This is a genomic window from Streptomyces sp. MS191, assembly GCF_008042125.1.
Taxonomy (GTDB): domain Bacteria; phylum Actinomycetota; class Actinomycetes; order Streptomycetales; family Streptomycetaceae; genus Streptomyces.
Genome location: NZ_RDBI01000040.1, coordinates 1,677,060 through 1,696,955, shown reverse-complemented (window position 1 = coordinate 1,696,955; position 19,896 = coordinate 1,677,060). Strand labels below are relative to the sequence as shown.

17 protein-coding genes and 4 pseudogenes are annotated in these 19,896 nt (G+C 71.5%); 14 read left to right on the top strand and 7 right to left on the bottom strand.

Annotation, left to right across the window (positions count from 1 at the left end):
- A partial coding sequence (locus EAO71_RS14745; RefSeq protein ID WP_187282676.1) for a transglycosylase domain-containing protein occupies positions 1 to 858 on the bottom strand: 858 nt, incomplete at its 3' end.
- A gap of 164 nt (positions 859 to 1,022) precedes the next feature.
- Here EAO71_RS14745 and EAO71_RS14740 point away from each other — a divergent pair.
- From EAO71_RS14740 to EAO71_RS37700, 3 genes and pseudogenes are all read left to right on the top strand, one after another.
- Positions 1,023 to 1,823: an ABC transporter permease gene (locus EAO71_RS14740; protein WP_187282741.1), complete on the top strand. Its 801-nt coding sequence runs from the start codon at positions 1,023 to 1,025 to the stop codon at positions 1,821 to 1,823.
- Entirely contained in the window at positions 1,816 to 2,736 is a 921-nt protein-coding gene (locus EAO71_RS37705) for an ABC transporter permease (RefSeq protein ID WP_410093972.1), read from the top strand. Before EAO71_RS14740 ends, EAO71_RS37705 begins: the two co-directional genes overlap by 8 nt.
- A gap of 3 nt (positions 2,737 to 2,739) precedes the next feature.
- Positions 2,740 to 3,633 (top strand): annotated as a pseudogene (locus EAO71_RS37700) (ABC transporter ATP-binding protein); the annotation flags it as partial.
- 56 nt (positions 3,634 to 3,689) lie between these two features.
- On the opposite strand, the pseudogene EAO71_RS40010 reads toward EAO71_RS37700, so the two are convergent.
- Positions 3,690 to 3,794 (bottom strand): annotated as a pseudogene (locus EAO71_RS40010) (ATP-binding cassette domain-containing protein); the annotation flags it as partial.
- Between the two features lie 89 nt (positions 3,795 to 3,883).
- Here EAO71_RS40010 and EAO71_RS14730 point away from each other — a divergent pair.
- Positions 3,884 to 5,167, top strand: a complete 1,284-nt coding sequence (locus EAO71_RS14730) for a DUF445 domain-containing protein (protein WP_261992138.1) — start codon at positions 3,884 to 3,886, stop codon at positions 5,165 to 5,167.
- A 201-nt stretch (positions 5,168 to 5,368) separates the two neighbouring features.
- Here EAO71_RS14730 and EAO71_RS14725 read toward each other — a convergent pair whose 3' ends face one another.
- The 3 genes from EAO71_RS14725 to EAO71_RS14715 all read right to left on the bottom strand — a co-directional run bounded on the left by EAO71_RS14725 (position 5,369) and on the right by EAO71_RS14715 (position 10,059).
- Positions 5,369 to 5,671 carry a hypothetical protein gene (locus tag EAO71_RS14725; RefSeq protein WP_147978146.1) on the bottom strand — a complete coding sequence of 101 codons (303 nt, stop codon included), beginning with the start codon at positions 5,669 to 5,671 and terminating at the stop codon, positions 5,369 to 5,371.
- A gap of 157 nt (positions 5,672 to 5,828) precedes the next feature.
- On the bottom strand, positions 5,829 to 8,966 hold the full coding sequence (locus EAO71_RS14720; protein ID WP_147978145.1) for a DUF3427 domain-containing protein: 3,138 nt from the start codon (positions 8,964 to 8,966) through the stop codon (positions 5,829 to 5,831).
- 79 nt (positions 8,967 to 9,045) lie between these two features.
- Positions 9,046 to 10,059, bottom strand: coding sequence for an SEC-C metal-binding domain-containing protein (locus tag EAO71_RS14715; RefSeq protein WP_147978144.1), 1,014 nt, complete (start codon positions 10,057 to 10,059; stop codon positions 9,046 to 9,048).
- A gap of 63 nt (positions 10,060 to 10,122) precedes the next feature.
- Between EAO71_RS14715 and EAO71_RS14710 the strand changes: the two genes are divergently transcribed.
- The 6 genes from EAO71_RS14710 to EAO71_RS14685 all read left to right on the top strand — a co-directional run bounded on the left by EAO71_RS14710 (position 10,123) and on the right by EAO71_RS14685 (position 14,943).
- Positions 10,123 to 10,881 carry a class E sortase gene (locus EAO71_RS14710; protein ID WP_147978143.1) on the top strand — a complete coding sequence of 253 codons (759 nt, stop codon included), beginning with the start codon at positions 10,123 to 10,125 and terminating at the stop codon, positions 10,879 to 10,881.
- Positions 10,878 to 11,108, top strand: a complete 231-nt coding sequence (locus tag EAO71_RS14705; RefSeq protein ID WP_147978142.1) for a hypothetical protein — start codon at positions 10,878 to 10,880, stop codon at positions 11,106 to 11,108. Before EAO71_RS14710 ends, EAO71_RS14705 begins: the two co-directional genes overlap by 4 nt.
- Entirely contained in the window at positions 11,105 to 12,613 is a 1,509-nt protein-coding gene (locus tag EAO71_RS14700; RefSeq protein WP_147978141.1) for a sodium:solute symporter family protein, read from the top strand. Before EAO71_RS14705 ends, EAO71_RS14700 begins: the two co-directional genes overlap by 4 nt.
- Before the next feature lie 223 nt (positions 12,614 to 12,836).
- On the top strand, positions 12,837 to 13,130 hold the full coding sequence (locus EAO71_RS14695) for a DUF6412 domain-containing protein (RefSeq protein WP_187282674.1): 294 nt from the start codon (positions 12,837 to 12,839) through the stop codon (positions 13,128 to 13,130).
- A gap of 89 nt (positions 13,131 to 13,219) precedes the next feature.
- Positions 13,220 to 13,948, top strand: a complete 729-nt coding sequence (locus EAO71_RS14690; RefSeq protein WP_147978139.1) for a YidC/Oxa1 family membrane protein insertase — start codon at positions 13,220 to 13,222, stop codon at positions 13,946 to 13,948.
- A 137-nt stretch (positions 13,949 to 14,085) separates the two neighbouring features.
- A complete protein-coding gene (locus EAO71_RS14685) occupies positions 14,086 to 14,943 on the top strand; it encodes a fumarylacetoacetate hydrolase family protein (protein WP_147978138.1) in 858 nt (285 codons plus the stop codon).
- A 133-nt stretch (positions 14,944 to 15,076) separates the two neighbouring features.
- Here the strand turns inward: EAO71_RS14685 and EAO71_RS14680 are convergent, their stop codons facing one another.
- Together EAO71_RS14680 and EAO71_RS14675 are read right to left on the bottom strand one after the other, a co-directional pair.
- The gene (locus tag EAO71_RS14680; RefSeq protein ID WP_147978137.1) at positions 15,077 to 15,556 is read right to left on the bottom strand and encodes a heme-degrading domain-containing protein; all 480 of its coding nucleotides are present in this window, start codon (positions 15,554 to 15,556) and stop codon (positions 15,077 to 15,079) included.
- Positions 15,553 to 16,647 carry a Gfo/Idh/MocA family oxidoreductase gene (locus tag EAO71_RS14675; RefSeq protein WP_147978136.1) on the bottom strand — a complete coding sequence of 365 codons (1,095 nt, stop codon included), beginning with the start codon at positions 16,645 to 16,647 and terminating at the stop codon, positions 15,553 to 15,555. The genes EAO71_RS14680 and EAO71_RS14675 overlap by 4 nt, the downstream gene beginning before the upstream one ends.
- A 56-nt stretch (positions 16,648 to 16,703) precedes the next feature.
- On the opposite strand from EAO71_RS14675, the pseudogene EAO71_RS14670 reads away from it, so the two are divergent.
- The 4 genes and pseudogenes from EAO71_RS14670 to EAO71_RS14655 form a co-directional block, all read left to right on the top strand.
- Positions 16,704 to 17,138: pseudogene (locus EAO71_RS14670) on the top strand (MarR family transcriptional regulator); the annotation flags it as partial.
- Between the two features lie 313 nt (positions 17,139 to 17,451).
- Positions 17,452 to 18,312: a hypothetical protein gene (locus tag EAO71_RS14665; RefSeq protein WP_261992137.1), complete on the top strand. Its 861-nt coding sequence runs from the start codon at positions 17,452 to 17,454 to the stop codon at positions 18,310 to 18,312.
- 290 nt (positions 18,313 to 18,602) lie between these two features.
- Positions 18,603 to 19,382 (top strand): HAD-IIA family hydrolase, encoded by a 780-nt coding sequence (locus EAO71_RS14660; RefSeq protein WP_147978135.1) that lies wholly within the window; start codon positions 18,603 to 18,605, stop codon positions 19,380 to 19,382.
- A gap of 115 nt (positions 19,383 to 19,497) precedes the next feature.
- Positions 19,498 to 19,896: pseudogene (locus EAO71_RS14655) on the top strand (hypothetical protein); the annotation flags it as partial.

Here is a 19,896-nt window from a genome sequence, read left to right as displayed (position 1 = left end):
GGGGAAGGAGGCGGCGGTGCGGGCGGTGGGGCTCAGCCACTTCTCCTTGACCATGCCGTCCAGGACGTAGTTCCAGCGTGCGAGGGCCTTGGGCCGGTTCTCGGGGTGCGTGGCGATGTCGTAGGCGCTGGGGGCGTTGAGGAGTGAGGCGAGGTAGGCGCCTTCGGCGGTGTCGAGGGCGTGGGCGTCCTTGCCGTAGTAGGCGCGGGCGGCGGCCTGGATGCCGTAGGCGTTGCGGCCGAAGTAGCTGGTGTTGAGGTATCCCTCGAAGATCTCGTCCTTGCTCTTCTCGCGGTTGAGCTTGATGGCGATGAAGAACTCCTTGATCTTGCGGGTGACCGTCTGCTCCTGGCCGAGGTAGTAGTTCTTGACGTACTGCTGGGTCAGGGTGGAGCCGGACTGTTTGCCCTTGCCGTTGAGGGTGTTCCAGGCGGCGCGGACCATGGCTTTGGGGTCGACCGCCCGTTCGGAGTAGAAGTCGCGGTCCTCGGCGGCGAGTACGGCGTGCTGGACGCTGTGGGGGACCTGGTCCAGCTTGATGCTCTCGCGGTTGACCTCGCCGTCGCGGGCGATCTGGGTGCCGTCGCGGTAGAGGTAGACGTTGGACTGGGCGGTCGCGGCGGAGTTGGCGGGCGGGATGTGGACGAGGAGGTATCCGGCGAGGAAGGCGCCGGTCAGCAGCAGGGTGCCGAGCAGGAACGTGCCGAGCAGGGTCCGCAGGACCCGTCGTCGCCGGGGTGGTCGGCGGGGCGGGGCCTTGGTGGCGGCCTTGGCCTGCGCTGTGGCGTGGGTGGGCCTGGTGGGGACCGTGGGGTCCTTTGGCTTCCAGCCGGGCCGCGGTGGCTGGCCGTCGCTCATGTGGGGAGCTCCCGTACCGGACGAAGGGGATGGCCTCCCCATACTGCACGCAACGTGACAGAAGCCAGGAATACGACTCGAAAACCACTCGCGGTGGCGGGGTGGGGTCGCTAGGGTCGTGCGCTTTGGTGTCGCCGACGGGGCGTCAGGAGGGAGGCGGCATGCTGCGGCTGTATCTGACGGTCGCCCAGGGTGGGTTCCGGCGCTATGCCACGTATCGCTTGGCCACGGCGGCGGGGGTGTTCACCAACACCGTCTTCGGGATCGTCCTGTCGTACACCTACATCGCGCTGTGGGACGAGCGGCCGCATCTGGGCGGGTACGACATGGCCGAGGCGCTGGCCTACGTGTGGATCGGCCAGGGACTGATCACGGTCTGCGGGCTGATGGGCGGCGGGTTCGAGGAGGAGCTGATCGAGCGGATCCGGACCGGGGACATCGCCGTCGACCTGTACCGTCCGGCCGATCTCCAGGCCTGGTGGTTCTCGGCCAACGCGGGCCGGGCGGCCTACCAGCTGCTCGCCCGGGGTGTGGCTCCGATGGTGGTGGGCGCTCTCGTCTTCGACGTCGCCCTGCCGGAGAGTCCGCTGACCTGGCCGGCCTTCGTGCTGGCCGTCGCGCTCGGCTCGGTGGTGAGCTTCGCGATCTGGTACCTGGTCGCGATGAGCGCCTTCTGGCTGATGGACGGTCAGGGGGTGGTGCAGGTGGTGTGGCTGGGCGGGCTGTTCTTCTCCGGGATGCTGCTGCCGCTGAACGTGTTCCCGGGGGCGCTGGGCGAGCTGGCCCGGACGCTGCCCTGGGCGTCGATGCTGCAGATCCCGGCGGACGTGTACCTGGAGAAGTACGAGGGCCCGGAGCTGCTGGGGGCGTACGGCTTCCAGGCGGGCTGGGCGGTGGTGCTGCTGGCGGCCGGGCGGCTGGCGCAGCGGCTCGCGACGCGGAAGGTGGTGGTGCAGGGTGGCTGAGCTCCCGGGCCGTGGCGGGGCGGTGGCCGGGCTTCCGGTCGGGGACCGCGGCCGGTGCGGGGTTCCTCGCGAGGACGGTGCGGTCGCGTGTCCGCCCCGTGGTGGGGTCCTCGCCGAGTCGTGGCGGACGTACCGGATGGTCGCGGGGATGTGGATCCGGTCGACGACGACGTACCGTTCCTCGTTCGCGCTGACCCTGTTCAGCAGTTTCACGGTCACGCTCTTCGACTTCGTCGTCATCCTGCTGATGTTCGGCGAGGTGGAGGGGCTCGGCGGGTTCTCGTTCGGCGAGGTCGCGTTCCTGTACGGGACGACCGGTACCTCCTTCGGTCTCGCGGACCTGACGATGGGCTCGCTGCAGCGCATGGGCAAGCGGGTGCGCGACGGCTCGCTCGACACCTTCCTGATGCGTCCCGCGCCGGTGCTCGCCCAGGTCGCGGCGGACAAGTTCGCGCTGCGCCGGCTGGGCAGGGTGGCGCAGGGGGCCCTGGTGCTGGTCTGGTCGCTGGTGGTCCTGGACGTGGACTGGACGGCGGCGAAGGTGCTGCTGGTGCCCGCGATGGTGCTGTGCGGCACGGTGATCTTCTCGGCGGTGATGGTGGTGGGGGCGTCGGCGCTCTTCCTGGCGCAGGACGCCGCGGAGGTCACCAACTCCTTCACGTACGGGGGGAACACGCTGCTGCAGTACCCGCCGACGATCTTCGCGCAGGACCTGGTGAAGGGGGTGGTGTACGTGGTGCCGCTGGCGTTCGTGAACTGGCTGCCGGCGTTGTACGTGCTGGGGCGGCCGGCTCCGGCGGGGGTGCCCGGGTGGGCGGCGTTCCTGTCGCCGGTGGTCGCGGCCGTGTGCTGCGCCCTCGCGGGCCTGGCGTGGCGCGCGGGGCTTCGTTCGTACCGATCGACAGGGAGCTGAGGAATGGCCTTCATCGAGCTGGAGGACGTGGAGAAGGTCTTCACCGTGCGGCGCCGGGCGGGCCTGGTCCGCCGGGAGAAGCGGGAGGTGCGGGCGGTCGACGGGATCACCTTCGGCGTGGAGCGCGGGGAGATGGTCGGCTACATCGGGCCGAACGGCGCCGGCAAGTCGACGACGATCAAGATGCTGACCGGGATCCTGACGCCGAGCGGGGGCCGGCTGCGGGTCGCCGGGATCGATCCGTCGCGGGAGCGGACCCGGCTGGCGCAGCGGATCGGGGTGGTGTTCGGGCAGCGGACGACGTTGTGGTGGGATCTGCCGCTGCGGGACTCCTACCGTCTGGTGCACCGGATGTACCGGATCCCGGACGACCGTTTCGCCGCGAACCTGGCGCGGTGCGTGGAGTTGCTGGAGCTGGGCGAGCTGCTGGACGTGCCGGTGCGGCAGCTGTCGCTGGGGCAGCGGATGCGGGGCGACATCGCGGCGGCCCTGCTGCACGATCCGGACGTGCTGTACCTGGACGAGCCGACGATCGGCCTCGACGTGGTGTCGAAGGCGCGGGTGCGGGAGTTCCTGCGCGAGCTGAACGCCTCGCGGGGGACGACGGTCCTGCTGACCACCCACGACCTGACGGACATCGAGCAGCTGTGCAAGCGGGTGATGGTGATCGACCACGGGCGGCTGATGTACGACGGGACGCTGGCCGGGCTGCACGCGGTGGGGGAGGGGGAGCGGCTGCTGGTGGTGGACCTGGCGCGGGAGTCGGCGCCGATCGAGGTGGCGGGGGCTCGGTTCGTCCGCGCGGAGGGCCCGCGGCAGGTCCTGGCGTTCCCGTCCTCGGCGTCGGCGGCGCCGGTCGTGGCGGCGGTGGCCGCGGCGTATCCGCTGGTGGACCTGTGCCCGAACACCACCCCGATCCGCTGCGCCAGCCGGGTCCGCTCCCGCGACGGATCGATCCCGGCGACCCGCAGCCGGCCCCCGCTCGGCGTCAGGATCCCGGTCAGCATCTTGATCGTCGTCGACTTGCCGGCGCCGTTCGGCCCGATGTAGCCGACCATCTCCCCGCGCTCCACGCCGAAGGTGATCCCGTCGACCGCCCGCACCTCCCGCTTCTCCCGGCGGCGATGGCGGGCCGGGCGGTGCACCCGTGTCGCGGAGGCCGCTGGCGGCGTTCGCGTACACGGCGGCGGACGCGGAGAAGAGTCGCGGCGTCCGCCGGATGAAGACGTTCGCGACCGGGCTGCTGCTGTTCGTGGCCGTCGTCTACGTCCTGGCGACCTGGGCGAAGAACGAGGGCTGGGGTGCCTGGGCCGGGTACGTGGCCGCGGCGGCGGAGGCGGGCATGGTGGGCGCGCTCGCCGACTGGTTCGCGGTGACGGCGCTCTTCCGGCGTCCGCTGGGTCTGCCGATCCCGCACACGGCGATCATCCCGACGAAGAAGGACCAGCTGGGCGCCTCTCTGGGGTCGTTCGTGGGCGAGAACTTCCTGTCGGCGGACGTCGTCCGCGGCCGGCTGCACGGTCTGGGTGTCGCCGGCCGGCTGGGCGCGTGGCTGGCCGAGCCGGCCCACGCGGACCGGGTGACGCGGGAGCTGGCGACGGCGCTGCGCGGCGCGCTGACCGTGCTGCGGGACGCCGACGTACAGGCGGTCGTCGGCGAGGCGATCACCCGGCGGGCGGAGGCGGCGGAGATCGCGCCGGGCATCGGCAAGACGCTGGAGCGGATCGTCGCCGACGGCTCGCACCGCCGGGCGGTGGACCTGGTGTGCGCGAAGGCGTACGACTGGCTGGTCTTCCACGCGGACTCGGTGATGGACGCGGTCCAGGGCGGGGCGCCGGGCTGGACGCCGCGTTTCGTGGACCGCCGGGTGGGCGAGCGGGTCTACAAGGAGCTGCTCCGGTTCGTGACGGAGATGCGGGACATGCCGGGCCATCCGGCGCGGGCCGCGATCGACCGCTTCCTGAGGGACTTCGCCGCGGACCTCCAGGCGGACACGGACACCCGGGCGCGGGTGGAGCGCCTGAAGTCGGAGCTGCTGGCCCGGCCGGAGATCCAGGACGTCATCGCCTCGGCCTGGTCGTCCGTGCGCGGTCTGATCATCGCGGCGGCCGAGGACGACCGGAGCCAGCTGCGGCTGCGGGCCCGGGCCTCGCTGATGTCCCTGGGCGGCCGGCTGGTGACGGACGGCCGTCTCCAGGCGAAGGTGGAGGGCTGGGCGGAGGACGCGGCGGCCTATGTGGTCACCACGTACCGGGGTGAGATCACGTCCCTGATCAGCGACACGGTCGCCAGCTGGGACGCGACGCAGACCTCCCGGAAGATCGAGGCGAACATCGGCCGGGACCTGCAGTTCATCCGGATCAACGGCACGGTGGTCGGCGCGCTGGCGGGTCTGCTGATCTACACGGTGAGCCACGCGCTGGGCGGGTGAGTTCCGGCTCACCCGCCCGGCGACTGTGGGGAGGTGCCCTTCAATACGGGCGGAGGGTCCGGGGTGTTCAGCCGGGCGCCCGGTCTTTTCCGCGGGCGGCGTCCGGAGGCGTCGCGGGGCGGCCGAGGGGCGCGGCCTTGCGGTCGGCAGACAGAGGTTCCGCGGTCGGCTTCCGGAGGCCCTGCGGGGGTCCGTGGGCGGTCAGCGCCGGCCGCGGGTGGCGCCCGCGGAGGCGGCGGCGACGGCCCCGGCCACGGTGAACACGGCGGGCCAGGCGCCGAGCTTCTTGGCGAGCGGATGGGAGCCGGCGAAGGCGGCGACGTAGGCGGCGGTCAGCGCGGCCGCGGTCCGGCCCCCGGCGACCTGCCGCCACTCCCGCGCGGCGACGGCCCCGGCCCCGGCGAGGACGACGCCTCCGAGGGGCCGCTTCCCGGTGAACCGGGCGACGGCGTAACCCCCGACGAGCCCACTCGCCGCCACGACCGCCGCAGGAATCCTCGCCATGACGTCGTCCCTCTTCCTCACCCGCTCGAACTGGTGCCGACCACGCTACGCCCGCGGGCCGGCGTCGCGGCGGGCGGGTGGCGCAGGTGGGCGCGACTGTCCCTCAGTCACGGGATCACCTGCTTCGCCTGCGTCGAGCAGCAAACTCAGCGCGATGCTAGTTCGCTGCGACGGCTGAATACGTCCACACATCAGCAGGGATTTGGTGGCGCAGTTGCCATGTGATCCCCATGGGCCTGCTGCCCTTGTGCTCGACATACTCGGCCGGGCCTAGGAGCATCCAGGGCTGGGGGCCACCTATGTCCGTCTTCTTGTAGCGGCGGACGAAGAGGAGGACGTGGGAGCCTTTCTCTCGGTGGGTTTGGTAGCGGATTCCCGTAGGGGATGTCTCTGAGGTTTGGTTCTGGGACTCCCAGTGGAAGAGGGAATCGTTCAGTGCATAGTCCCGGTAACGCGTCTGCGGGGAAAAATCCTTCTCGTCCTTCTCCAGTGTGATCAACAGTGCGTCGGCCCCAATGTCCTCGCACCATTTGACCCCTTCGCGGAAGTGTCCCGGCATAAAGCCACCAATGGCTGATTGCCCAAGAGCCGGCAGAATTTCCTCTCGACTGTATGAGGCGTGGATCGTCAGAGGGAGACCGGCGAGCGGGCCATCAAGAGGGACAGGGACGTGGTCGGCCCGGTCAAGGGAGCAGGCCAGGACCTGGCGGAGCTCGCCTCGGAAGGCGCTGAGAGGACGCAGCGAGTCCAGAGCCTCTTGGTACTGGGAGAATCCGCCGCCCAGGGGCCACAGAGTGAAGAAGAGCATGCGGGCATAGGCCCGTTCGATGTTCGAGAGGTCGGCGTAGATCGGGGTGTCATCTGCAAGGAGTTGTGTGTAGGCCGTGACCCGCTGGGGGTCGTCGACGTGAAGGAAAGCGGAGACGCGTTTGAGGAGTGCGGCCTCGCCTTCGGGGCTGGCTTGGGGCAACAGGCCCGAGCGACGCAGCAGGCCGGTCCAGGAGTTACCGCCGCGGTATATCTCCTTGAGTCCGCGCCCACTTTCCTTGAGGTAGGCGTCCAGGCGCAGCTCGCCGAGCTGACCGACCTCGCGGGCCAACTGCGTCACGTTGACACTGATCTGGCTTCGAATGTTGCTTATGATCAGATCCTTGGCCTTGGGCTCAAGGATGATGTGGCAGCCAGACGGTAGCTGAGGGAAGTCCTGTTCGATGCTGCTGAGCAGACGGTTGCGTGTCAGGTTGGTCAGGGCGCGGTACTGCTCCTCGAAGCGGAATTCCTTGCGGTGCTGGCCGATGAAGTCCAGGATGGTGAGCACAGCCTTGCCGTTGCTGCGGCGAAGGCCGCGTCCCAGCTGCTGCATGAAGACGGTGGCGCTTGAGGTCGGTCGGAGCAGCAGGAGCGTATCGACGTCAGGGATGTCCAGGCCTTCGTTGAATAGATCGACGGAGAAGATCACCTGGAGCTCTCCGGAGCTCAGGGCAGCGAGGGCTTTCCTCCGGATGTCCCAGGGTGACTCGCCCGAGAGAGCCATGGCCTGGATGCCGGCACGACAGAAGAACTCCGCCATGAAGTGGGCGTGAGCCACGGAGACGCAGAAGCCGAGCGCGCGCATCGAATTTGGATCACCCACCTTGTCCATAACCGCCTGGACGACGAGGCGAGCGCGGGCGTCATTGCCGGTGAGCAGGTTGCTGAGTGCGGTGGTGTCGTACGTCCCTCGCTTCCATGCGAGGCCGCTCATATCGGTGTTGTCGGTGATACCGAAGTAGTGGAATGGGCTCAGTAGGTCATTCTCCAAGGCCTCCCACAGTCGCATCTCGGCAGCTATGCGGCCCTCGAAGAACTCGTCCTGCACGTTGCGGCCGTCCATCCGCTCCGGTGTCGCCGTCAGGCCGAGAAGCTCAAGAGGGGAAAAGTGCTCGATGATCTTCCGGTAGGTGGGGGATACGCCATGGTGGAACTCGTCGATCACGATGACGTCGAAGTGTTCGGGGTTGAGCTGCTGAAGCTTGCGCGCATGGAGCGACTGCACGCTGGCGAAGACGTGTGTCCACTCCTTCGGGGCGATGCTGCTGTGCAGCTCCTCCCCGAAGTTGGCATCAACCAGGACGTCTTGGTACGTACGGAGGGATTGCCGGAGAATCTCCTGCCGATGGGCAACGAAGAGCAACCGCAGGTCACGACCGTGCTTCTGCCGCAGGTGCTTGTAGTCGAGGGCAGCCATGACGGTCTTTCCCGTGCCGGTTGCGGCCACAAGCAGGTTCCGGTGGCGGTCGTGGACCTCCCTTTCTACCTCCAGCCGCTCCAGCATGTCGCGCTGATGGGGATAGGGGCGGACGTTGAGTCCGGACAAGGTCAGGGAGTGTTTCGCGGAGTTATTGGGACCACGACCAGCCAATGTGAGCGCTTCGTCGAGGCGCGCGCCATCGTGGTCGGGGTCGTATCGCTCGAAGGTGGCGTCACACCAGTAAGAGTCGAACGTAGCTTCGAACTTCCGGAGGACGTCCGGTGAGGCGACGGATGAGAGCCGGACGTTCCACTCCAGCCCGTCGAGGAGGGCTGCCTTCGACAGATTGGAGCTGCCCACGTAGGCGGTGTCGTAGCCGCTGTTGCGTCGGAACAGCCACGCCTTGGCGTGCAGGCGGGTCGAACGCAACTCGTAGTTGACCCTCACCTCGGCATTGAACTTCTGTACGAGCCGGTCCAGCGCCCTGCGTTCGGTCGCTCCGATGTACGTCGTGGTGATGACGCGGACCGGAACCCCCCGAGCGCAGGCCGCCTCGAGCGATTGCTCGATGACACGAAGGCCGTGCCACTTCACGAACGCGCAGAGGAGGTCCACTCGATCTGCTGTGGCGAGCTCGGCACGTAGTTCGAAGCCGAGACTGGGGTCCTCGGGCGCGTTGGTGATCAGCGCTGTCTCGGCGAGCGGGGTCGCCGGCCTGATCTTGTAGACGCCCTCTGCCTCCTGCTCGGCAATGGCGAGAAGCTGGCGAGGGCCGTCGGACACGAGGTCGACCCACTCGCGGGCGCCCTCGATGCTGTTCATCGATTCGAGTATGTGGTTGGCCGCGTGTACGCGTTCGGCTGCTGGGAGACGCTCCAGGATGCGCCGGGTCGTGTCCGCTATATGGCGGGCGATGACGTGCGGTGCGGAATCGGCCCCTACGAGACCGTCGATTGCACGCCACCCCCGCGCTTGCAGACCTTGGAGCTGATTCTCCAGACGCAAGGTGATGAGCTGCTCGTAGAGTCCCGAGACAGGCCCATGAGCGTTTGCCGGAGTCGTCAACGTCGTTCCCTCCCCGTTCCGAGCCCCAGTGATACCAGGTGCTAGGGATAGGGCGCTGACGTCGGTCCGCCCCCCGCCGTCAGTCCTCCTCGCCCCCGTGGCACTCCCCGTACCCGCGCCCCGAGCCGCACCAGCAGGCCGCGCCGCCGGGCGGGGGCCAGGCCGTGGCGCGGCCGCGGGCCGCGAGTGTCGTGGCGTACTGGGGGAGCAGGTCCGCGTTCGCCGGGGAGGAGGCCTCCGAGGCGGCGAAGGCCTCGTACGAGGGGACCGTCGCCGGGACGATGCCGAGGTTCGGGGTGCCCGCCGCGGCGAGTTCGCGCAGGGACGCCTCGATGTCCGTCAGGTGGGCGCGGTACGTGGGGTACTCGGCCTCCAGCTCCGGGTAGGCCGCCAGGAGTTCGTCGAGCTCCGCCTCCGGCCAGTGCAGCACGGCCACCGGGAACGGGCGGGACAACGCCGTCCGGTAGGAGCCCAGTTCGCTGCGGAGGCGGGCGATCTCGGCCTGGAGTTCGGCCGGGTCGGAGGAGCCGAGCGACCACAGGCGCTTCGGGTCGTGGAGTTCGTCCAGGGCCACGTCCGCCGTGTGCAGGGTGTCCGCCAGGGTGTCCCAGTCGTCGTGCGGCAGCGCCAGCATCCGGCGCACCCGGTGGCGGGACAGCAGCAGCGACTGGGTGGCGTACGGGAGGGTGTCGCCCGCCGCGTCCGCCGGGGCCAGCAGCCGGGCCGCCTGGGTGAAGGTCGCCTCCGACTCCTCCAGCTCGTCGTGGGCCTCCAGCGTCTCGGCGACGATCTCCCACGGGGAGGCGTCCGGCGGCGCCGCGGCCCGGACGCCGTCGATGATCGCGCGCGCCTCCGCCTCGTGGCCGTACTCCCACAGGTTGGCCGCCTTCAGGGCGCGGATGAGGTGCGCGTCCTGCGGGGCCGACGACAGGAGCGAGTCGTACAGGCTGGTCGCCTGCCCGCGGTCGCCCGCCAGTTCCAGGTGGGCCGCCGCGCGGAGCAGCAGCGGCTCCCGGTCCTCGGGGTACTGGCCGGCGGTGCGCAGCAGACGCTCGGCTTCGGTGGCGTGGTCGGCAGACGTGTCGGGGCGCATGACGAACACCGTACTGCTGTACGGCCCTGGAGAGTTGGTGCCTGAGCGCTTATCGTGCCCGGCGTGCGGGACAGGGTGCCGGTCGTCGTCCAGGCGCGCGGGGTGCGGAGCGTGCCCGCCCGCGCCCTGTGGGTCTGCGCCGAAGCCGTCGTCACCTGCGGTGTCGTCCTGTTGCTGCTGGTCGTGCACCAGCTGTGGTGGACCAACCGGGAGGCCCGCGCCGAGGCCGGTGAGCGGGTGCGGCTCCTGGAGCGGGAGTGGGCAGGGCCACAGTCCGCCGTGCCGTCGCCCGCCGGACCCCCGCCGACGGTCGGGCCGGACGCCCCCGCCGCGGTGCCGGACGCCTCCGCCGCGCCCCCGGCGGCCGCTCCGGCCGCCTCCTCCGCGTACGCCGTGCTCCGCATCCCCCGCATCGGTCTCAGCGCCCCGGTCGCCCAGGGCGTCGACAAGAAGAGGGTTCTCGACAAGGGGTACGTCGGCCACTACCCGCGTACGGCGGCCCCCGGCCGTCCCGGCAACTTCGCGCTCGCCGGGCACCGCAACACCCACGGCGAGCCGTTCCGGTACGTCAACCGGCTGGAGCGGGGTGACGAGATCACGGTGCGGACCCGCACCGCCACGTACACCTACCGGGTCGACCAGGTGCTGCCGCGCACCGCGCCGCGGGACACCGGGGTCATCGCGCCCGTGCCGCGTTCGCTGGTCAGGCCGTCGTACGGCTACTCCGCGCCGGGCTCCTACCTGACGCTCACGACCTGCACACCGGAGTTCAGCTCGGCGTACCGGCTCGTCGTGTGGGCGAGGCTAGTGTCGTCGGAGTGATCAGACGCAGGCCCCAGCTGCTGTGGCTCCTCCTCCCGTACGTGTTCTTCGTACTCGCACTGCCGCTGGTGAACCGGGTGCCGCTGCTGCCGCTCTGGCTGCTGGGCGCGACCGTCCTCACGCCCGTCGCCGTCGGACTGGCCTGGCGCGGGGACCGGGCCCGGCGCGCGGGCGCGGCCGTCCACGGGGAAGAGGAAGGGGACGGGCGAGGGGGCCGGGCGCGGTGAACGCCGTCGTCGCCACCTCGGTCCTCGGGTTCTTCATGGCTATGACCGTCGTCCTCGGGCTGCTCTCCGTGCGCCGCGGGAGCGGCGCGGGCGGCCTCACCGAGTGGTCGGTGGGCGGGCGCTCCCTCGGCCCGGTCTTCATCTGGGTCCTCATGGCCGGCGAGGGCTACACCAGCTTCAGCTACCTCGGCGCCGCGGSCTGGGGCTACGACTACGGCGCCCCGGTGCTGTACGTCGTCGCCTACATGTCCTGCGGCTACGCCGTCGGGTACGTCGTCGGCCCGATGCTCTGGGGCTACGCCCGCAAGCACGGCCTCGTCGCCCTCACCGACACGGTCGCCCACCGCTACCGGCGGCCCTGGCTGGGCGCGGCCGTCGCCGTCCTGGCGACGGTCTTCCTGCTTCCGTACATCCAGCTCCAGATCACCGGCATGGGCGTGGTCGTCTCGACCGTCTCGTACGGGACCGTCCCGCTGAACGCGGCCTACGCGCTGGCCTTCGCCGTCACCACCGGCTTCGTCGTGGTCAGCGGGCTGCGCGGCAGCGCCTGGGTGTCCGTCCTCAAGGACGCCCTGGTGATCCTCACCCTGGGCTTCCTCGTTGTGTACGTCCCGCTGCACTACTTCGACGGCTTCGGGGGGTTCTTCACCCGGCTCGTCGAGGAGCGCCGGGAGTGGCTGGCGCTGCCGGGCCACGGCGGCGAGCGGAGCGGGTACGGGGTCGGCTGGTTCGCCTCCACCACCGTGCTCAACAGCCTCACGGTCGTCATCTTCCCGACCACGGTGGCCGGCTACCTGGGCGCCCGGGACGCCGACACCCTGCGCCGCAACGCCGTGTGGCTGCCGGCCTACAACGTCCTGCTGTTCGTCCCCATGCTGCTCGGCATGGCGGCCCTCTTCGTCGTGCCCGGCCTGGTCGGCGCCGAGTCGAACCTCGCGCTCTTCGAGCTGGTCGTGGACGCCCTGCCCGCCTGGGCGGTCGGGATCGTCGGGGTCGCCGCCGCGCTCTCGTCCATCGTTCCGATGGCGGTGTTCATGCTGGTCATCGGGACGATGTGGGGGCGCAGCGTGCTCTCCCTGCTCCCTGGGGCGAGGGGGCGCGAGAAGGGGCTCTCGCAGCTCGTGGTCGTGGTGGCCGGGGGGCTCGCGCTGGTGATGACGTACACCGCCCCGAACACGCTCGTCCGGCTCTCCCTCATCTCCTACGAGGGGATGGCCCAGCTCCTGCCGCTGGTGTTGCTGGGGCTTCTGTGGCGCAGGTTGACCCTGGTGGCGGGGGTGAGCGGTCTCGTGGTGGGGGTGAGCGTCGTCTGCGTGCTCGTGTTCGGCGGGAACGACCCCGTGTGGGGGGTGAACGCCGGTCTGGTCGCCCTCGTCGCCAACCTCGCCGTGACGGTCGCCGTCACCCTGCTGGGGCCGGCCGACCGTGACGAGCGGCCCGACGAGGACGTCCTCGGTCGCGAGGAGTTCACCGACGCCGCGCTGCCCGGGCCACCGCGAGCATGACCACGGCGCCCGGGAGCCGGGCCGCCGCCGGGACGAGGGGGGCGGTGCCGGCTCCCGCTGCCACAGCCGCGCGCCGTCGCGCCCCCGTCGGCTGCTCGTCCCTCGCGAAACCCATCGTGTATAACGGCTGGGAGGCCGCCGGAATCCCGGAGGTCCTGAGAAGCCCCGAGAAGCCCCGGCCCCAGGCCGCGAGCGCCGACGGACGAACCGAGAGGAGACGGTGGTGATCCGAGACGTGTTCCTGCGTGTCATCGCCCCGCTCTTCTTCCTGCTCGCCCTCGCCGACCTGCTCCTCTCCGACGGCGCCGGCGTCTCCGCCGCCGTCGCCCTCGCCGCGACCACCGTCGTCTGCGCCCTCATCGGCGCCTCCGTCGCGCCCGCCGTGCCGCCCACCCGGGTCCGCACCGCCCTGCGCGACCGCGAGCAACGCACCGCCTTCCTGCCCCAACGCGATCCCGACGCCTCGGGTCGCCGCAGGCCCCGGGCACCCGGCCGTCCCCTCCCGACGGCCGCGTAGAGGTACCCGCACGCCCGAGTACCGCGCGGTTCCGTCCTGCCGACCACGCTCCACGTCCCGGCACGACGAGAGACCCCCGGAGGGCTCCCATGTCCGTTTTCGCCACCCTGGTCGAGCAGCTCGCCGACCTGCTCCAGCCGCTCTTCTCCACCGCGGCGACCGCCGCCGCGATCGTGCTCTTCACCGCACTCGTACGACTCGCGATCCACCCTCTGTCCCGGGCTGCCGCCCGCGGCCAGAAGGCCCGCACCCGGCTCGCCCCGCAGCTCGCCGAACTCCGCAAGAAGCACGCCAAGAACCCCGAGCGCCTCCAGAAGGCGATGATGGAGCTGCACGCCGAGGAGAAGGTCTCGCCGCTCGCCGGCTGCCTGCCCAGCCTGCTCCAGATGCCGGCGTTCTTCCTGATGTACCACCTCTTCTCCAGCGGCCGGATGACCGGGCACACCCTGTTCGCGGCCCCGCTCGGCGACCACTGGGTCGACGCCCTCTCCCACGGCGGCGTCCTCGGCCCGGCCGGCCGGGTCTACCTCGTCCTGTTCGCGATCGTCGCGGCCGTGGCCACCTTCACCTTCCGCCGCACGAAGCGCCAGATGGCGGCCGCGCCGCCGGTCGTCGACTCGCAGGCACCCGGCGCCGGCGCCATGGCGGCCATGTCCAAGGTGATGCCGCTGTTCTCCTTCTTCACCCTGATCTCGGTGGCCGTCATGCCGCTCGCCGCGGCCCTCTACATCGTCACCAGCACCACTTGGACCGCGGTCGAGCGGGCCTTCCTCTACCGCGACATGCCGGCTGCGGGGGCGCTCGCTACCGCCGCGTAAGGGTCCAGGTTGTGAACGGGGTATTGCGGAGTGGTCGGAACTCTTGGAGGATCGACCAATCCTCCGATGGCCGCACTCCATCGGCCGGGGCTAAGACGGGCCCGCTCCGGGCCCACCTCGACCACAGGGAGAAGACCATGAAACTGCTGCGTGTCGGCCCGGCAGGCGCCGAGCGTCCCGCCCTGCTCGACCAGGACGGGACGCTGCGCGACCTGTCCGCGCTGGTCGGCGACATCGACGGGGGAGTGCTCGCCGACGGGGCGGCCCTCGACCGGATCCGCGCCGCGGCCGGCGCCGGGGTGCTGCCCGCGCTCGACGCGACCGGGCTGCGCGTCGGCCCGCCGGTCGGCCGGATCGGAAAGGTCGTGTGCATCGGGCTGAACTACCACGACCACGCCGCCGAGACCGGCGCGGCGACCCCCGCGGAACCGGTCGTCTTCCTCAAGGCCGCCGACACCGTCGTCGGCCCGGACGACACCGTGCTCGTACCGCGCCGCAGCACGAAGACCGACTGGGAGGTGGAGCTGGCGATCGTCATCGGCCGCACCGCCCGCTACCTGGAGTCCGCCGAGCAGGCGCTGGCCCACGTCGCCGGCTACGCCGTCGCCCACGACGTCTCCGAGCGCGAGTTCCAGATCGAGCGCGGCGGCACCTGGGACAAGGGCAAGAACTGCGAGACCTTCAACCCGCTCGGCCCCTGGCTGGTGACCGCCGACGAGGTGCCCGACCCCCAGGCGCTCGGCCTCAGGCTCTGGGTCAACGGCGAGCTGAAGCAGGACGGGAGCACCGCCGACCAGATCTTCCCGGTCGCGGAGGTCGTCCGCTACGTCAGCCAGTTCATGACCCTCCACCCGGGAGACGTCATCAACACCGGCACCCCGGCGGGCGTCGCGATGGGGCAGCCCGAACCCAAGCCGTACCTGCGGGCCGGCGACGTGGTGGAGCTGGAGATCGACGGCCTCGGCCGCCAGCGTCAGGAACTCAAGGACGCCTGACCGGACGCCCGGACGGACGCGGCGCGGACGCGCCCGCGCGTGAGCCGGGGGGCTCACGCGCGGTCCGGGCACCCCATGCGCGCCGGGGTGTCCGCGCTCACTTCGCGGCGGCTGCCCGCCGGGGTGTCCGCGCTCACTTCGCGGCGGCGCCGCCGGCCGAGGCCCTGAGCCGCCCCAGCGCCTCGACCACGAGCGCGTGGTCCTCCGCCTGCGGCAGGCCCGAGACGGTGACCGAGCCGATCACCCCCGCGCCCTCGACCACGACCGGGCACGAACCGCCGTGGGCGGCGTACCGGTCGGGGTCCAGGCGCGAGGACTGCTCGAACGTGGTGCCCTTGGCGCGGAACCGGGCGCCGACGAGGTACGAGCTCTCGCCGTACCGCTCGACGACCCGCCGCTTCCGGTCGATCCAGGCGTCGTTGTCCGCGCTCGACCCGGGCAGCGCGCAGTGGAACAGCTGCTGCGGGCCGCGCCTGATGTCGATCGCCACCGGCGCGCGCCGTTCGCGGGCCAGCTCGACCAGCAGCGTGCCGAGCGCCCAGGCGTCCTCGTACGTGAAACGGGACAGGGTCAGGCCGGCCTCCAGCGCCTCCAGCTCGGCGACCTCGCTCATGCGCCGACCTCCACGGTGACGCCCTCGCGGGCGGACCGCTTCGCCGCCTCCAGGACGTCGAGGGCCGCGGCGGCCTCGTGCGCGGTGACCGGGTTGTCGCCCGTGCCGCGCAGCGCGGCGGCGATGGCCGCGTAGTACGCCGGGTAGTCGCCCGGCAGGGTCTCGACCGGGGTGCCGCCGCCCGTCAGCGGGGACTCCCCGGCGCCGACCGTGCCCCACATCGACTCCGGCTCCACACCCCAGGGCGCGCCCGGGACCGGACGCAGCCCCTCGCGCAGGGCCGCCTCCTGCGGGTCCAGGCCGTACTTCACGTAGCCGGCGCTCTCGCCCAGCACCCGGAAGCGCGGACCGAGCTGGGCGGTCGTGGCGCTCATGTACAGGTGGGAGCGGACCCCGTTCGCGTGGGTGATCGCGAGGAAGGTGTCGTCGTCGGTCTCGGCGCCGGGGCGGCGGGCGTCCGACTCGGCGTACACGCGCACGGCCGGTCCGAAGAGGACCAGGGCCTGGTCGACGACGTGGCTGCCGAGGTCGTAGAGCAGGCCGCCGATCTCCTCCGGCGATCCGGACTCGCGCCAGCCGCCCTTGAGCTGGGGCCGCCAGCGCTCGAAGCGGGACTCGAACCGCTGGACCCGGCCGAGGGTGTTGTCCGCGAGGAGCGCGCGGAGGGTGCGGAAGTCGTTGTCCCAGCGACGGTTCTGGAAGACAGACAGCAGCAGGCCGCGCTCCTCGGCGAGTGCGGCGAGCGCGCGTGCCTCCGCGGCGGTCCCGGCCACCGGCTTGTCGACGACGACGGGCAGGCCGGCTTCGAGGGCGGCGGTGGCGACCGGGACGTGGGTCTTGTTCGGGGAGGCGACGACGACCAGGTCGAGCTCCTCGGCCCGGGCCAGCAGGTCGTCGGGGGAGTCGGCGAACCGGACGCCGGGGTGCGCGGCGCGGGCCTGCTCCCGGCGCTCGGCGTTGCCGGTGGCGACCGTGTCGAGGACCAGGCCCTCGGTGGCGGCGATCAGCGGGGCGTGGAAGACGGAGCCCGCGAGGCCGTAGCCGACGAGTCCGACGCGGAGGGGGGTGCGGGGGTCGGTGCTGCCAGTCATGGACGCCACTTAAGCAACGCTGTTGCCAAAGTGCAAGCGCAGGAGACAATGGCGAGGTGAAGAACGACTTGGGTGGAGCGAACCTACCGGCGCTGCGCAGCCACAACGCGGCGCTGGTGCTCGATCTGCTGCGTGGCGCGGGGGAGGCGGGGATCAGCCGGCTGGAGCTGGCGGAGCGGACCGGGCTCACCCCGCAGGCGGTCAGCAAGATCACGGCGCGGCTGCGGGCGGAGGGCCTGGCCCGCGAGGCGGGCCGGCGCGCCTCGACCGGCGGCAAGCCCCGCACGGTGCTGCGGCTCGTCCCGTCGGCGGCGTACGCGGTGGGGCTGCACCTCGACCGCGACGAACTGACCTCCGTCCTCGTCGACCTCGCCGGCACGCCGGTCGTCACCCGCACCGCCGCCCTGGACCTGGGCGCGGGCGCGCCGGCCGTCCTGTCGGCGGCGGCACGGGAGGTACGGGAGCTGCTGGCGGGAGCGGGACTCGCACCACCAGCGGAACTCGCGCCGAAGGGACCGAGGAGCACGAGAACATCGGGGTCCTCACCGGCTTTCCCGGCTTCGCCGTACCCGCCGGCGGCACGGTCACCGTCCCGGTCCGGCTCGCCTTCCGCGCCGACACCGCCCCCGACGAGGTCGTCGCCAACGCGGCGATCGTGCAGCGCCGCGGCGACGACGGCGACTGGGTGGGCGAGTCCGAGACGTACCGCTTCACCATCGACCCCGCGGCACCGGCCGCGGAGCCCAGCCGCGCGGAACCCGGCACCGCCGTGCCCGCCCCGCGAGCAGCAAAGGCACCCCGCCCATGCGACTGCGCAATGCCCTCGCCCTCGGCATGACCGCTGCGACGGCGGGAACCGCCGTCCTCGCGCTCGCCGTTCTCCCCGCCGCGGCCGAGCCGGGCGCCGGTCCCGGCCCCAGCCCCCGCGCCGACTCCGGCCCGGGACCCGAAGCCGAACAGCGCGACCAGCCGCCCACCTGCGGCAAGGCCACCGACACCGAGTTCCCCGTCGACACCCGGATCCACGGCGGCCCCACCGACTACGCCCCGGGCGGTGCCCCGGCCACCTGGAACGTCGATCTCACCAACACCACGACGGAGGCCTGCGACAGCATCCACCCCGTCCTCGTCCTCGCCGACCGCCACCGGGTGCTCCGACCCGACCAGATCCGGCTCGACTTCTACGACGCGGCGGCCCGGCGCTGGCTGCCCGTCCCGTTCGAAGGGACCGAGGAGCACGAGAACATCGGGGTCCTCACCGGCTTTCCCGGCTTCGCCGTACCCGCCGGCGGCACGGTCACCGTCCCGGTCCGGCTCGCCTTCCGCGCCGACACCGCCCCCGACGAGGTCGTCGCCAACGCGGCGATCGTGCAGCGCCGCGGCGACGACGGCGACTGGGTGGGCGAGTCCGAGACGTACCGCTTCACCATCGACCCCGCGGCACCGGCCGCGGAGCCCAGCCGCGCGGAACCCGGCACCGCCGTGCCCGCCCCGGCGTCGGCCACCCCGTCCAGGGGCGCCATCCGGCCGTCGACCGCGCCGGGTGAACTCGCCCTGACCGGCCGGGACGTCGTCGTCCTGCTGGCCCCCGTGGCCGGCGCCCTCGTCCTCGTCGGCGCCGTCCTGGTGCTGGTGGCCCGCCGCGGCCGTCGCGCCCGCCGCTGAGGGACCCGCCCCCGGACCGTGGATCGATGGCATCGGTGCACCCGGGCAACGTCCCGTGGCGCGCGTCTCCCGCTGCGGGCACCGGCGGGCAACTGAGAACAGCAGCGGGGCGTGCCTACAGACCTCCCCAGGTCAGGATTCCGCTGCCGCTCCACCGCTTCCGGCGCCTGGTACCGGGTGATCGACGGGGTCAAGATCAGGACATCCTGACTAGTCTGGGGACGTCGCCACAGCGCTGTCGCGGCGTCCCCAGCACCGCACGCATTCCGTACGGCAGGAGTTTCCCGCACATGGCAGAGCGCAAGCCGATCGAATCCTGGCTGACCGACATGGACGGCGTCCTCATCCACGAGGGTGTCCCGATCCCCGGCGCCGACGCGTTCATCAAGAAGCTGCGGGAGACCGGGAAGCCCTTCCTGGTCCTCACGAACAACTCGATCTACACCGCGCGCGACCTGCACGCCCGGCTGGCCCGCATGGGCCTGGACGTGCCCGTGGAGAACATCTGGACCTCCGCCCTCGCCACGGCGCAGTTCCTCGACGACCAGCGCCCGGGCGGCACGGCCTACGTCATCGGCGAGGCGGGGCTGACGACCGCCCTGCACGACATCGGTTACGTCCTGACCGACCACGACCCCGACTACGTCGTCCTCGGCGAGACCCGGACGTACTCCTTCGAGGCCATGACCAAGGCCGTCCGGCTGATCAACGCCGGCGCCCGGTTCATCTGCACCAACCCCGACGAGACCGGCCCCTCGCTGGAGGGCCCGCTCCCCGCGACCGGCTCGGTCGCGGCGCTCATCACCAAGGCCACCGGCAAGGCCCCTTACTTCGCGGGCAAGCCGAACCCGCTGATGATGCGCACCGGACTCAACGCCATCGGCGCCCACTCCGAATCCAGCGCCATGATCGGAGACCGGATGGACACCGACATCCTGGCCGGTCTGGAAGCGGGCATGCAGACCTTCCTGGTGCTCACCGGTCTCACGACCCAGACCGAGGTGGACCGCTACCCCTTCCGGCCCTCCAAGATCGTCGACTCGATCGCGGACATCGTCGACCGCGTCTGATCCGTCCGCCGGGGGGTGGGCCCGCGGGCCGGAACCCCTGTTCGGAGGCGTGCCGGGCCCCTGCGGATGCGAAAAGACCGGAACCGGGTGAACCTGCCAGTACCAGGAGGTCACGATGCGTTCAGGTCCCATTGCTCTCCGTGCCGCAGGGGCGGCCGCCGTACTCGTGCTGGCTCCCGCAGCCGGCGCCGCGTACGCCCATGACGGCGTGAAGATCACCGTCACCCCGTCCACCGCCCGGCCGGGTGCCGATGTCGACGTCCGCGTCACGGGCTGCAAGGGCACCACCGGCGCCGCCAAGTCCCTGGCGTTCGTCGCCGACGCCGAACTCACCGGGCGCGACGGCGGCGACTACCCGCTGTTCGGCGACACCACCGTGAAGTCGGACCTGAAGGACGGCACCTATCGGGTGAGCGTGACCTGCGACGGTCACAGCCACCGCGACGTCGGCACGATCCAGGTCCAGGGCCACCACCAGCCCACCCACCACCCCACGCACGAGCCGACGTACTAC